Consider the following 14489-nt stretch of genomic DNA (forward strand, 5'->3'; position numbering starts at 1 on the left):
GCATCGGTTTTAGCACCGATGCTTTCATTCTTTTGCAAAAAAAGTGCCGAAACAAGTCCGGCACTTTTTATTGGTTACACTCTTCTTTTTAATTGCCTGATTTTCAGTAGTGCTCCAGCGAGAAGAAGAGCGCCGCCGGCAAGCAGCCAGTTGTATTGGTTAGTTGCTGTTAGAGGGAGCGGGCTCTCCGTATCTTTGGCTGCCCCAATTGCTTTTACCTTAACGGTGCGTGTTACTTCGGCTTTATTGCCAGCCGTGTCCGTCACGCGGTACACAAGAGCATATTCTCCGGGAGTATTCACGTCCACTTTGCCGGTAACGGTAACCTTACTTGTCAGATCACCATCGAAATTATCGGATGCGGTGAATCCTGGATCATTAAAGGTGCTGCCCTGATTGAGGGTCAGCGGGTTGTCCCCTTTTAGTGTAAGGACTGGAGCCTTTTTATCTACGACTTTAACCATCCGTACGACTTCAGCTTTGTTGCCGGCATTGTCCGTCACACTGTATACCAGTTGATATTCACCTGGCGTATTCCCATCCACTTGGCCTGTAACGGTAACCTTGCTATTCAAATCACCATCGAAATTATCAGAAGCGGTGAATCCTGGGTCCGTAAAGGTGCTGCCCTGATTAAGGGTCAGCGGATTGTCCCCTTTTAGTGTAAGGACTGGGGCCTTTTTATCTACTACCTTAACAGTCCGTACCGCTTCAGCTTTATTGCCGGCATTGTCCGTCACACTATATACCAGTTGATACTCTCCTGGTGTATTTCCATCCACTTGACCTGTTACGGTTACCCGGTTTGTCAAATCACCATCAACATCGTCGGCCGCTAACACACCTAGATCAGCGAATGCAGTGTCCAGTTCAACCGTGAGCGGGTTGTCCCCTTTCAAGGTAATCGCAGGCGCTGTAACATCGGTTACCAGTTGGGACGCTGACAAGGCAAGGAGCGTATCGACCGGTGCACCATCCACTTGTGCAACACCCTTTACCGTAAAATTATATGTCTGTCCTACGGTTAGGCCTGTTACGTCAAAAGTAGTTGCATCTCCTGGAACGGATGCAATTTGGTTTCCATCCTGGAAGATGTGATACCCTTGCACATTGCCAAAAACAGCAGGCCAGCTAAGTTGAACCGTACCGTTGCCTTTAACGGCTGCTGTTAGTTTTGGTAAAGAAACAGCTAAGGTGGCAAAAGGATTGGTGCCAGACTGTAAATCTAGTGAAAAACTACCTTGACTCCAGACATCACTGTTGATGTTGGCTAGAACGGCGGTCACTCCATCCTTAGGAGTGGAAGTTGTTCCCAGGCTGTCCAGCAATGGATTAAGGACTGGAGTATGATTATAAAACGAATCATTGTACACATTCGAAAATTTATCAAAGAAACTGGAATCTACCTGATACTGTCCAAAAATGGTAGACGTTGCATCACCGGTTCTCCATCCTTCTTCAATAGGAGTCGTATCTTCTGATTCCGCAGAAAGTAATACGGGTAAACCAAAGTCATGGCCAAACCCATAATCAAAATCATAGAATGCTATATTATTCTTCGGCTGCGATTCACTGACAAAAACATGTGTGTAGCCATCGACATTTTTTTTATTATGATCTAGTACATTAATCGACACCAACACCTGATTTGGCTCCATCGGATTGATGTATAGCTGATTGACGGATGCAGCAGCTGGGACTTTTGTTGGTCGTCCAACAGCCGTTTCTAAGTCGAAATAGGTTGCCCCATCATTCGATTGGGTATATCTAGGTACCCAGTAAACATGCTGTCCATTCAGTGGTGACTCAATAAATCCACCTACTGTTGAAACGGGATCGACATTATGATGTACAGAATTATTGACTTCCGTTTCTGTCACATCCCCAGTCTCCTTTTGCAAAAAAAACGTATCTTCATCCGAAAGATAGGTCCCGGAGGCCTCCCGAAACACAGCGTCACACCCGGAAAGAACGCCTAATAATACTATAAGTGCACTTAAAAAACGTACATTTTTCAATCGTTGCTTACTCTTCACTCCCATACCCCTCCAATACATGTTTGACCAAATTCTCCATAAAACCCCAAAATGCAGCAAAATGCTACCATGATATTCTACATAATTTTCTAAAAATTGTATATAAAATCCCACAAAATAACTAGAACTTTCTAACCGTGTGGTTTAAATGCCTGGCACCACCCGAGTTGTGTCGAAGATTGATAGATGACTACGACGTTTCTGTGAAAAATTTGACTGGTCTTTTCGTCAAATTTTTTAGAAAAGTTGGGACGGCCAATCTGCTCTTATCACGGTGTTTACGGTATTATAGAAGCAGGCAGAATGGATTATAAGATTGTACATATGACCACACTTCTTTCAGGGTATTTGGTCAATAGTGACTTGCATCCATTGTGATTGATCAAAAAAACAGAATAGGGGCATCGGAATGGGACTTTTTGATTGGTTTGGAAAGAGGACGCTATCGAAGGCGGAGATGAATAGAATAATAGAGAATGAGTGGCTGCAGCAGAAGAGCAGGGTCGATGAGATTATTATCACCGAATGCCAATCCGTTCGTTACCAAGACGATCTTGGCATCTGCTTGGAATCGGGATTGCACAAAGAGTTCGTTCAAAAACTGATTTTAGATTTGTTTATCGATAACTTTGGCTATGAACTTGGGGCGATCCACGGAACTAGCTATAATGTGACCGAGATTACCAATCGGAATAACGGCCGGATTTTAGAAGACTTTCTGGCAAAAATTGACCGGCTCGCGCCACACTATCCGTTTCGAGATATCCATACCTTAAAACAATGCTATCAGCGGATTGGCCAGCGAGTTATTCGAATCGGCCGTGAACGAGGCAAGGAGAATTATTCGCTGTTTAAGGATACGCTTGTTAGAAAATAGGAACACAGGTCACAGATAAACTTATAATCTACAACTGACTCTATTGAAGCACCATATACTAACCGGGGGAAATGACAGAGTGGGAAAGATATTTAACAACCGTTTTATTTTAGGCAGTTTTTTAATTTTATTGCCTTATTTAGGGTATACAATAGCCATGTTTTTTGGCGATCAAATATGGAAATGGGACAGGCTACGCACTCAAGAACAAATATTGACAGAGCTGACCAGTTTGCTGGTTCTTCTCGCTATTGCTATTATGTTTCGATATAAATCACATAGAAAACTCATGTTTACTTCTATGCTCATATTTTTTGTTTTATGGATTGAAACCTTAACCGTTGTTCTACATTCAGGAAAATTTAATTTTCTGGAAGAGGCTTATAGTGTCATTGGACTTATCATATTAATTGCGTGGGGAATCACGAGTGTTATAAAGAAAATAAAATTAACGGATCGTATGGCAAAGGAATGTGAGATATGGGGTTATTCTTTATTATTTATAGCCTTAATTATGCAATTTCTCATTCTGAATACGAATGATAACTATAATAAAGAAACGTTCGAATATCGGATTAATTACCAACTCCTACAAATTTGGAACTACCTAAACGCGATTGACATAGAAAACCATGGCCAACCCATTGAACGTCACATTTTTGATGACCCTAACCAAGGTGATTACTATGAAAACAGTTTGGAGTATCATGAACAATTTGATGATGATTTTGCTACTCAGATTAGGGAGCAAGAGGAAGAAGCAGAAAAGGATCACTCGGGTTGGTACTATGTTATGGTCTATTCCGTAAGTACCATCTTAATTGCTATTGGCCGGTTTCATGATATATCAAATAAAGGTATTCCTCCTCAAACCGTTAATGAGGCTCTTCAACAACAAAGGAGAAATCATCATTAACAAATGGAAAGAGTATTCGGTAATTCGACAGTCTTTTTCATATCTAATGGCATTTTCGCTTTGGCAAATGCCATTAGAAGTAGATCATTAGCAATTTAAATTAAACGTTTGTTTGACTGACAAAATTTGTGGCTTTTTACCTATAAATGCACTACTAGCATCAATGCGCGATCCAAACTAATCAACTGTTTGTTTGAATTTGATTTGATGAAAATGGTCGAGAACTGACGAAGGGATATAAACTCGGAACAATATAGCCGAAATTTCGTCAATATTTTTTGGGAAATAAAGAGAGGAAACGGAATTAAATGAAGGATTAGCACAAAGTTAATCAAACGTTTGGTTAAATGATAATCTTTTTAGCTGCTTACTCTAAAAAAACCATTTATTTCGGGCAAATAGCCATGTTTAAACAAACGTTTATTTCGTTCTTCCTTTGTCATTTTTTAAGTCTTTTAATTCTAAACGGTTGGTTACTCGCTCAGGAAGAAGTATTAGAATAAAGGGAAGCTCATCATTGTGAGCTTCCCTATCTTTTTGGTTATGATGTGTAATGTCGCGTGTATAAAACGCAACTTTTTGTATCCACCAATAAACCACAAAAAGTTGGTTATTTATAAATCTTTTGAATGACATGATTGCAGGTCAAACAGCGGTACTTTCCGTTTCCTTCATGTTTCATGGGCCGCTGGTGTCTTTCATCTTTTGATTCTTTCGGACAAATATCACCAACTTTATATGTCTGACTTTTCCAAGGACCTGCACCGCAATGAGAGCATAGGTATATTCCATCAACGCGTGCCCTGCTTTCCCGGCTGTCTATTATTTTATGACAGCACCAGCAGTGATTTAAATAAATGTTCGTGTCATGGGGATGACCCTCAAGGCAGGAAACAATCGTCGAACTGTATCTGGCTATATTTCGTGAATATTTAAAGTTGTTAACCATCATTTGAAAACATTTAGAACACTTTAAACGGTCACGTATTTCTTCGAGTCGGTTGACCCATCCGGAAAGTCGATTGACATATTGCTCTGGTTTTTCTAATTCCTCCAGACTTGGTGTAATCCCGCATGCAGACAAAATTTCAAGTAATGTCCAGTTCTTCCAATGGAAGTTTAGATTGGCATCAGTATGTGCTCCCTTTTCTTCCTTTTCCGAAAGGGTATATTCGCAAATGTGCGCTCTTGGGCAGACTGTACTTGCAAAATCATAGTCTTCCCTAGTTTGTCTCCCCTCGCAATAAGGCACCTTTGACAAGGCGCTATAATGGCAGTCTGGAAGGCCGCACCAGATATTTAACTTCTTACTAGAGCTTACGGCCTGTTGGAGTAAGTCATCCTGTATATACTGATGCGCTCTTTTAAAGGCGCCTTTTTTCTTTTCCTCAGGTTTATCTTTTGCCCACGCAAGCAGCAGAAGGGCTTTGATTTGCGGTTCCTTCTCAAGCTGACCCAGTTCTTCTAATTGTCCCGGCAGGATATTTTCCTTTAGAAACCGATTAATCACCATAACTTTTACCTCGTTGGCCAATTTGGCCCAGGTTTCTATCGGTGAATGCAGGAAGTCTTCCCACAGCACGTCCACTAACTCATCCGTATCTAAATAGGTTGAAAACGGCTTATGTTTTTTATATGAATTCGGAAGTCTATTTACATAGTTTTGTTTGTCAGAGTAGTACTTTTGGGAGTATAGCCATTTGGCTGCGATTTGCGAATTTTCTTTTGAAAATTCCGTGTTGTGCAGCCTAACAATTTTCCTTTCTGCTGGTGCCATTTTGAAAATCCGATCATCGAGAAGTGTTTCGTCCGGGACGGTGTCCCAATCGATCGCTCCAAGCGGTAATTTTATCGATTCAACGAGTTCCTGAATCCACTGTGGATGCCGGGCATCATAGGTTTTCAGTAATTCAATCAGCAAAGGCCCCTTGTGCACATTGGGGATGGCCTTGCGCAGTTCCTCCCAATCTCTATACAGCGAAAGAGGGAGAAGATTCAACGGCTGAATAAGATACGGATTATTTCGAAATGCCTCTATAAACAAAAGGTGAAAATCGTCAGGAAGAGCATCTGCAGAGTGATTGGACAGCAAAGAGGCATAACGTTTCGTTATTTCATCAGGACTAGCAAGACTTTTTACAAGGTCAAAATGAGAAAGAAACTCTTCGTCTGTCAATAAACTTATTAAAATACTATATTCACTTGTTGCAGATACCAACTGCAGCTTTTCAAAAATATAATCAACGGCTTCAGAGCGGGACAATTTTTCCAGGTAGTGGGGTAATACCGTTTTCCAAATGTACGTTTCAGGGGCGTCCGCCCACCTTTTTAATTCAGATAAATCATTTTCTAATTTGAATAGTGTTACATTCTGTGCCGAATCTTTCCCCTTTTTAGTCTCGATTTCAAATAATACGGTTTCACCTGTCTTTAGCAGGGAAGGAGAACACTGGACGTCATTCATATCAATGTGGAGATCTCCTCCTTTAGCCCGGGATAAATATCCATATCTTAAATCGGTCCTAAACCATTTCACTGTTCCAAGTTCTCGCATGAATGTTGCCTCCAAGCAGTTCATATTACGGATTTTCCCAATTGATTTTATTATCTCGAAAATTCTATCAATCAGCAATTATGTTTTCATTGTTAATTAGTAAAATTGTACTAAAATGGAAGATATGGAATGAAAGGAATCGGGGCATTATCATCACAAATTTGAAGGAGAGGATGTAGTGGGATTGAGGGAGAAAATTAAAAGTAAACTAATAGATTTATTTTTTGAGTACGAAGATGAAATGACGGAAGAGGAAATGGAAAGGTCCAGAAACGTTGACCGGCTATTAAACAGGTTATTTAGGATCGTATTTATTATCAATACTTGCAGTATTGTTTATTTATTCTTTGCAGGTTCTTTCAACGTTTTTAATATTTTGGATCTGGGATTGTTGCTTATTACCATTTCTTTGGGGATATTTTTATTGTATTCAAATAGAAAGGGTAACTAGGCAGGAAAAGATATAAGAATTGCAATCAATTGGAAAAATTTATATAATAATATAGCCCGGGCGTAAGGCTGCGGGGAAGTGGATGAATGCTTGTCAAGTGCTTCATGAACTTGCAGAGCAAACTGGCATACCAGCTGCATAAAGCATAAGCATGGCATAGGCATAGGCATAGGCATTTCTACTCCAATCCACATTAAGTTTACCATATCGCATGAGTCGCAGTCGTATGGAACACCATACGGAAAGGGATTAAGCTCAAAGGGTCTAACAGCTGCAGTGACATGGCCCTTTAAGCTCACTCAAACTATGGAAAAATATAAAATGAACTATAAAAAGTATTACGTTAAACCGTTTCCTCACTTTGATCAAAGAATCTCAGTCACCGACCCCGTCATAAAAAACCTGCAGAACCCCTACTATATTGCTAGACATAGCTTTTATCCATTTATCCACTATCCAATCGTTACAAGAAAATTTCATAAGGAAAAAGGATTATCAGCCCCAAAAGCCAGAGAAATTTATTATGCCAGCCATATGGACGGCTATATCTTTAAATACTATGGCGACCGATTAAACTGTTATTATAATAAGGTTTGTAGAGATAAAGGAATTGATCAGGCTTCTATAGCTTATAGAAATAATAAGGACGGAAAGAGCAATATCCACTTTGCCGCTGAAGTAATCGAGTTTATCACCCATCAATCTTCGGCCTTTATTTTTGTATCTGATTTTTCAAAGTACTTTGATAGCCTGGATCATCAAATATTAAAAGAGAAGCTAATGGCTGTATTGGGGAAAGAAAGATTAGATCATGATTGGTGGAATGTATTTAAGCATATTACTAGATTTAGCTGGGTCGAAAAAGAGGATATTGAAAAGGATTTGGACCTTGCTAAAGGGAGAATTCATAAAGAAAACAGTCCAGACCGGTACTATACTCCACCAGAATTTAGAGAGTTTCGAAAACGGGTGGAAATAAAGAAAAACACTTCTGGGGTTGGAATTCCTCAAGGTACGGCTATAAGTGCAGTGTTAGCTAATATTTATGCTTTAGATTTGGATCAAGCATTAAATCAGTATGCAACAAGCCGCGGAGGGATGTATAGAAGATACAGTGACGATATAATTCTTGTGATTCCAATGAGAGATGGGGAAGAGGATCATGTATCTTTTATAACGAAAAAAGTAAAAGAAAACAGGGTTACCATGGGAGCGGATAAGACAAGCACTCTGTTTTACTCTAATAATAGGATTTATACAGATTCACAATATAGTAATCAGTCTAAATTGGACTATTTAGGATTTACTTTCGACGGCAAGGCCGTAAAGATTCGGGAAAAAAGCTTATTTAAGTATTATCACCGGACTTACAAAAAAATTACATCCATTAATGGTGCAAGTATCAGACTAGGGAAGAAAGTTGGCAGAAAGAAATTATATTCTTTATATTCACACTTAGGTAAGAATTATAAGGGCTATGGGAATTTTATCTCCTATGCTAAAAGAGCCCATGATGTCTTTTTAAAAAATGATAAGATTGAAAGCCACATTTATCGACAGATAAAAAGACATTGGAATAAAATCCAAAACCGATTACTAAGATAATGGGTGACAGGCACCAGCCAGGAGAATTCCAATTTGGTGCCTAGTACAGAATTCAAATAAAAAGTTCAGGCGAAACACGGAATATAGTCTATGTGCAACAACAGGTACCTTTTAACTTTAGCTGCAAGCCTGATATTCACTCATAATGTTGTTGATAATGGCCTTCACCGGTAGGATTTCTTTGATTTTATGGACTCTTGCTCCGGCAAAAACAAGAGCATTCTCGCAATCTCCGTTCATAGTGGTAAACTCATTGGAAAAGGAGTAATACTTGGAACAATAGGACAATTTGGTGTGAAAGAAACTGTTACATGCGATGTTCAGAATTGGCTGCTAGATAAAGTGAAATAGGGGCCTCTCGCGTTTCACTTTTACTTATTAGAGGGTCGATATTCATTAAACGTTTATTTAGGTTATCGTAGATTCCGAGGAATATCCACCAGAAAGTCCTTTCCGACCCTATTTTGGACCTTAAAATGAATCGCCGGAATCAATATACTGAATCGAGCAATAGAATTATTATCATAAAATGTCTTGGGCTAGGAACTAGCCTTCGTGGAGAGGACGGCAATAGCCGACTCAATGAAACGAGAAGCTCTCCAATTTATTGGAGAGAGGTTCACAATCCAAACTAATTGTAAAATACAGAGTTGCAAAAATGGTTGTGTTTAGGTCTTCTTGCAAATACTTTAAAAAAATGTTAAACTTTAGAAGAATTATTTTTGTTCGGTGTAAAGGATAGTATAAGATTAACTTTTCGTCTTGATGATCACTGAGTGCAAGGATAGTAACACATTGTGTGCAAAGCACACTGCAGGAGGAAACAAAATGGAACAAGGTAAAGTAAAATGGTTTAACGCAGAAAAAGGTTTCGGATTCATCGAGCGTGAAGGCGGAGAAGACGTATTCGTTCATTTCTCAGCGATCCAAGGCGAAGGTTTCAAATCTTTAGACGAAGGTCAAACAGTTACTTTTGACGTTGAGCAAGGTCAACGTGGAGCTCAAGCAGCTAACGTGCGTAAAGCTTAATAATTAAGAACAAATAAAGCAGGCTCTTCATAGAGTCTGTTTTTTATTTGTTCTTTTAAAACAAGGAGCCCCACTCACGAATGAGTAGGGCACATGTAAACAAGTAAATCAAATGGTAAACAAAGTGTATCACATAATCAAACATTCTCCTATTCTCTTTGAATAAAAGTTTTAAAGTGCTTTGGTAGAGAGTGGGAATATCTTATATTGTTTCAAGTATTACCGACTTTCCACTAAAAGCATCTGATTACAGGTATCCTGACAGAAATGGGTAGCTTTTTTTTATTTGCTTTTTTTATACCCACCCTCTAAAAATCTAATCATATCACGCCCTGAAATCTTTTCTGATTCATGATAGCCTTCTTCATCACGCAAACTCAAGTACCAGTTGCTATCGCCATCTTCATTTAGCCTATATAACTTATTTGTAAAAACATTTGTATAAAAATCTCCATTTCTTAGCCTCATAATATCCCAACTCTAATGTATATAAACTGTATTATGCCCAAGATATCCGCCGTGAGCCATTAGACATATACAGTCAAAAATCCCATGGATATTCAATGAATACACGTGCCAATCAAGAGGAGAGGGACAGAACATGGAAAGTTAGAATTTTTCCTTATTCAGCTAACGGGGCCGTTATATGTAGTATAATTTTCCACAGTATTTAACGTAAGTAAAGATACGAAAAATGCCATATTTGTATCTTTGTAGACGCATTATATATAGTAAGTAATTATAGTTATTAACGTTAACAAACATAGGACTTTACTTGGAGGGGTAGATATGAAAGGCTTGCATGCCAATGAAACAACGTCTTCAGCCTTTCAAGACCAAACGTGCCCACGGAGGCTCCAAGTCTGGTCCTTAAATGCTTTTCTATGGTTACATGTAAACATAGATAAAAGGTACTTTCTATCAATCTTTTTAGGACTGATACTATATATAACCGCCCGATAGTTAAAAAGGCACAAATGATGAATCTCCCCAACCAAATTCCTTTGTGAAATATTGCTCAAAATTTTGACACTAGCGTATAATGATGTCTGAATATATTACCACGTAAAATATAACAGAAGTTACAATTAAAGTCAGTTTTCTAGTTGCGATGGTGGCACTAATTTAATTGTTCGAACTTTGATTGGTGTCATGTTGATGCCATTGGATAAGTGAAGAAGGAGTAAATCCAATGAAAATATTATTACTGATTATTCTTATTGTTTTCCTAATTATGCTTCTCTTGTTTCGCTACAATAATTTGTTCAATCTAGTAGTAAAAGCTGCTACAGCCATCAAGTACAATAAAAAAGGAATAACTGTGGCATTGGGAATCACAGCATCCTTTGTGTTCTGGGGAGTAGTGATAACATACGGTGTTAGGGCATTTATTCATACCGTTGAAGAAAGTCAAAAGGAAAAACATCCTCCGTGTTATTACACTTACAACTGTAGTGAACCTGCACCAAGGGATGATGGATATTATGATGCCAGTGTTCCATCAGGTGATAACAATAATTATGGTGATAGTCCGGGTTATCACCATGTAGATGGATATTACAGAAGCGATGGCACACACGTCAATGGGTATATCAGAAGTAATCCAGACGGAAATCCAAACAATAATCTAGGTGGTAAATAAAATTAAAAGTATCAATATTTAATAAAAAGTACTGTGGCAAATTAAGAGAAGAAGAAGATTATGATAAACTTGTTACGGGAAATTACACTATTAGTACATGGCCGTCAATTTTTTCATGAACCAGGTAAGCCAAGTTCCTATGAGTATGTCCTCATTGACGAGGAGACAGGTAAAAAGAGAAGAAAAACTTCGGATAGAACAACAGGAGAAACTTCCAACCGTGCCATTATCCTTGGCGTGATGGATGCTTTGAGCCGCTTAAATGATGAAGAAAATGCCGAATTAAGATTGTTACCAAAACGACTTGGAGATTCCTCAAGATGAGAAGAGAGAAAAAGGTGTGAATGGTGATTTGCTGCAACAACTCCTTTCTCTAATAATAAAGTGGAGATGTGGTAGAGCCTGTCGAGTCACCCGAGATGATTAATCTGTATTTTTAACTGGAAGTGATTAAGGCACAGGATTAAAGGATCCTGTGCCTTTTATCATCTAGTAATCTCTTGATAATCTCGTAAACAAAGTGGACGCTTAGTGAGTTTAGGCCTGCTTGTGCAATGGAGTTTATTTTTTGGGGATGTTTTAGTGAAGCCTTTTAAATTCGATGCTTCTTTAACAGGATTCAAAAAGCTGTAATAGCAAATACAAACAGAAAGGAATCTCATTGGGATAAAGGAGGTTGTAGTGGGGGTTCCACAAGGCATCACATTGTGCAGTAAATGTTAGTTTTTTATTTTGTAACAATTTAAAGTGTCAATATGGTAAAATTTTCACATAATATGATGAGGATGGTCTTTGCAATGAAACAATAAAAGGCAGCATCGATAAAGAAGAATTGAGAAAGAAGAGCTTAGGAGAATAAGTGGGGGATAAAAATGAACAACAAACATATGTTACAAATGATTAGTGGAGTATTACTATTTTTGAGTTTCTTTTCTTCATGGGTTTATACTGGCGCATTTCCTTTAAAACCTTCTGAATTTGTTAATCATTCCTATTCAATTGCATTTAAGCTATTTCTTACACTACCACTTTTAGGAGTAATTTCTTGTTATTTTGGATATGCCAAAAAGTATAAATATCGTTTAAATATTATCAATATTGCGGTTTGCCTTATACTTATGTTCACCATTCTAGGATACATAAATAAATATGATGGAAACCATTTGATTGTGGATAATGGATTTTATTTGGCTGGTCTTGCCGTGCTTGTATCAGCTGCCTCCATCATAGTAATGAAAAAAGAATTGAAATCTAAAAATATCAGCAGCATGGGGTGAATCTACTTTTAGGTATAGTAAAAATAAAATAATGTACCAAAGTTTTTATAAAGATTGTAGTCCGGGGTATTTTGCCATTAGTTTAAACAAGATTATTAAAATCCTAGAAAAATCAAACAACATAACTTTTTGTAAAGGATTTAAATCAGAGGAACTGCGCCAGTAATTGATGGAATATCATAAAGAAGAAACACAATAAGGGAATACGTCAAATGATGGAGACAGTTCCGAAGGCATAAAAGATGTGTGAATCGTTCTAGAGGGGTACCATGAGAACCGTCCCCATGGAGCTAAAAACATTATGGGGGTTTGTATGGCTAACTATTTCAACAAGACAGATGATGAATTAGAGAGACTTGATAGTAATGGAGATCATGAAGCAGGTCACGAGCTGGAAAATAGAGGTTATGTACAAGATCGATACGGAATTTGGGTTGACGAGGAAGATAATGATGATGATGAAGATTCAGGTTTTGGTCTTGTTTTATTCATCATTGGCGCTATTTTAGTCGTGGCAGCCCTGTTATGTACACAGTTTCTCGTGGCCTATTCAGTGGATTACCAGATTTATGTTTACATAGGTTTTTTCCTTGCATTTTTGTTCATGATTCTTGGAAGGGGTACTTCCAAGTTCTGCAATGTCTTATTTTTAATAGGTTGCTGGGCAATGGCTACTAGATTGTATCCTTACGTTGTTGAAGCAATCGAGGGAGTAGAGTATGGGGTCTATTTCGGTGAACAAACTAGAAGTTTATGGGATTGGATTAAATATGGTCTGATTTATGTAGCTTATGCTTCTTTAGTTCCTTACCTATTGATGAAAATAATTACGTTTATTGTTAGTGCTTATATGACTAAAGAACCAAATGAAACCACTAATTTAAAGGGATAACAGGAAATTGAAATTTTCTATACGATTCCTATTTATGGCCGTTCTATTAGCAGCCTTAGCTGCTTGTGGGAATGATGCTTCAACCAATGAAAACTCAGATGAAAAAAATAAGGCAAGCCTCCGAGGCAAAGGAAACAAAAGATGCAGACTCGCCTGAAATAACGGGTTATTGGAAAGATAAAAGTGGTTCCTATTATTCTATTACTCAAAAGGACGACACGTATACCTAAAATGAACTAGGAGCATTAGAATTACAGCTGAAATCATCGAAGAGTGAAGGAAATACCATCCATACTACCATCATCGAAACACCCAATACGGATCATTTAACGATGCCGAAGGAAATGATACCGGATTTACTGGGGCCAGGTAAAGAAGTAGAATTTGAGTTATCAGGGAACAAGGAAGAATTGCATTTTGAATTGCTTGGTGAACCTGTTACCTTAAGCAAAGTAGATAATTCAAATAAGGTGAATCCAGTGAATCTGGTTGGAAACTGGATGAATGATACTGATTATTACACAATTACCAAAGATCAAGATGTGATCACGGTCAGTTTCGAAGATGGAGTTGATGAAGGGGACGTCCAATTTGATATTTCAATGGAAATTACAGATGTGATTGAGGACCTAGTTGTTGGAAAAGTCACGAAAATCCTTCCCGAAAAATATGCGAATTATGATAATGGTTTATCTCTAGGTTCCCCACTGTTCATCCGACTTTCAGATGATAAAACAACATTATCATTTATGGGTGACCAGGAAGTAACCAAAACAGATACATCTTTTGAGGATTTTAAAGCACAAGTTAGCGATAATGAATAATAAAGGTAAAAGATGCTGTACGATTTCAGCATCTTTTACCTTTATTGAAAGTTCCGTACGCAAATTGACCTCTGCTATCAGCAACTATTTATTGGCTTGGTCTGGTAGGGGGACACTTCCGAAATCATGTCCGAATATGAAGATTTGGATTATGTGGTTCCGAAGGAAGGGTCCAACCTCTGGTTTGATAATATGGTCATCCCGAAAACAGCCAAAAATGTCGAGGGGGCCCACAAATTCATTAACTTTATGCTGAATGAGTGAAAGCAGGGAGGACGGTTTTTTGTGCTTCGATGCAGAGCTATCCTTGAATGTTATGGCAATCTTGTAGGGCTGATATAATTTTATGTCATAAAATGACCTCGGTTTAGATACCGGGGTTATTT

At 38.2% G+C, this 14489-nt stretch carries 12 protein-coding genes and 2 pseudogenes; 10 read left to right on the forward strand and 4 right to left on the reverse strand.

Features of this window, described 5'->3' with window-relative positions; translation table 11 throughout:
* Positions 1–74 precede the first annotated feature (74 nt).
* Positions 75–2036, reverse strand: coding sequence for an immunoglobulin-like domain-containing protein (locus tag ACY8D0_RS10255; protein ID WP_462410411.1), 1962 nt, complete (start codon positions 2034–2036; stop codon positions 75–77).
* Positions 2037–2445: 409 nt separating this feature from the next.
* On the opposite strand from ACY8D0_RS10255, the gene ACY8D0_RS10260 reads away from it, so the two are divergent.
* Together ACY8D0_RS10260 and ACY8D0_RS10265 are read left to right on the forward strand one after the other, a co-directional pair.
* Positions 2446–2913: a hypothetical protein gene (locus ACY8D0_RS10260; protein ID WP_462410412.1), complete on the forward strand. Its 468-nt coding sequence runs from the start codon at positions 2446–2448 to the stop codon at positions 2911–2913.
* 79 nt (positions 2914–2992) lie between these two features.
* Positions 2993–3829, forward strand: a complete 837-nt coding sequence (locus ACY8D0_RS10265; protein WP_462410413.1) for a hypothetical protein — start codon at positions 2993–2995, stop codon at positions 3827–3829.
* A 610-nt stretch (positions 3830–4439) separates the two neighbouring features.
* Here the strand turns inward: ACY8D0_RS10265 and ACY8D0_RS10270 are convergent.
* Positions 4440–6383, reverse strand: coding sequence for a cold shock domain-containing protein (locus ACY8D0_RS10270; protein ID WP_462410414.1), 1944 nt, complete (start codon positions 6381–6383; stop codon positions 4440–4442).
* Positions 6384–7155: 772 nt separating this feature from the next.
* Here ACY8D0_RS10270 and ACY8D0_RS10275 point away from each other — a divergent pair.
* The gene (locus ACY8D0_RS10275; RefSeq protein WP_462410415.1) at positions 7156–8439 is read left to right on the forward strand and encodes a reverse transcriptase domain-containing protein; all 1284 of its coding nucleotides are present in this window, start codon (positions 7156–7158) and stop codon (positions 8437–8439) included.
* Positions 8440–8556: 117 nt separating this feature from the next.
* Here the strand turns inward: ACY8D0_RS10275 and ACY8D0_RS10280 are convergent.
* A pseudogene (locus ACY8D0_RS10280) lies at positions 8557–8685 on the reverse strand (nitronate monooxygenase); the annotation flags it as partial.
* Positions 8686–9267: 582 nt separating this feature from the next.
* Between ACY8D0_RS10280 and ACY8D0_RS10285 the strand changes: the two are divergent.
* The gene (locus ACY8D0_RS10285) at positions 9268–9468 is read left to right on the forward strand and encodes a cold-shock protein (RefSeq protein WP_042463323.1); all 201 of its coding nucleotides are present in this window, start codon (positions 9268–9270) and stop codon (positions 9466–9468) included.
* 282 nt (positions 9469–9750) lie between these two features.
* On the opposite strand, the gene ACY8D0_RS10290 is transcribed toward ACY8D0_RS10285, so the two are convergent.
* Positions 9751–9936 carry a hypothetical protein gene (locus ACY8D0_RS10290; protein WP_462410416.1) on the reverse strand — a complete coding sequence of 62 codons (186 nt, stop codon included), beginning with the start codon at positions 9934–9936 and terminating at the stop codon, positions 9751–9753.
* Between the two features lie 724 nt (positions 9937–10660).
* Between ACY8D0_RS10290 and ACY8D0_RS10295 the strand changes: the two genes are divergently transcribed.
* The 6 genes and pseudogenes from ACY8D0_RS10295 to ACY8D0_RS10320 all read left to right on the forward strand — a co-directional run.
* Positions 10661–11110 (forward strand): hypothetical protein, encoded by a 450-nt coding sequence (locus tag ACY8D0_RS10295; protein ID WP_462410417.1) that lies wholly within the window; start codon positions 10661–10663, stop codon positions 11108–11110.
* A gap of 60 nt (positions 11111–11170) precedes the next feature.
* A complete protein-coding gene (locus ACY8D0_RS10300; protein WP_462410418.1) occupies positions 11171–11434 on the forward strand; it encodes a hypothetical protein in 264 nt (87 codons plus the stop codon).
* A gap of 548 nt (positions 11435–11982) precedes the next feature.
* Positions 11983–12387 carry a hypothetical protein gene (locus ACY8D0_RS10305; RefSeq protein ID WP_462410419.1) on the forward strand — a complete coding sequence of 135 codons (405 nt, stop codon included), beginning with the start codon at positions 11983–11985 and terminating at the stop codon, positions 12385–12387.
* 313 nt (positions 12388–12700) lie between these two features.
* Entirely contained in the window at positions 12701–13279 is a 579-nt protein-coding gene (locus ACY8D0_RS10310; RefSeq protein WP_462410420.1) for a hypothetical protein, read from the forward strand.
* 332 nt (positions 13280–13611) lie between these two features.
* On the forward strand, positions 13612–14103 hold the full coding sequence (locus tag ACY8D0_RS10315) for a hypothetical protein (RefSeq protein ID WP_462410421.1): 492 nt from the start codon (positions 13612–13614) through the stop codon (positions 14101–14103).
* Positions 14104–14223: 120 nt separating this feature from the next.
* Positions 14224–14358 (forward strand): annotated as a pseudogene (locus ACY8D0_RS10320) (extracellular solute-binding protein); the annotation flags it as partial.
* Positions 14359–14489: the final 131 nt, after the last annotated feature.

The organism is Neobacillus camarae (assembly GCF_054950115.1).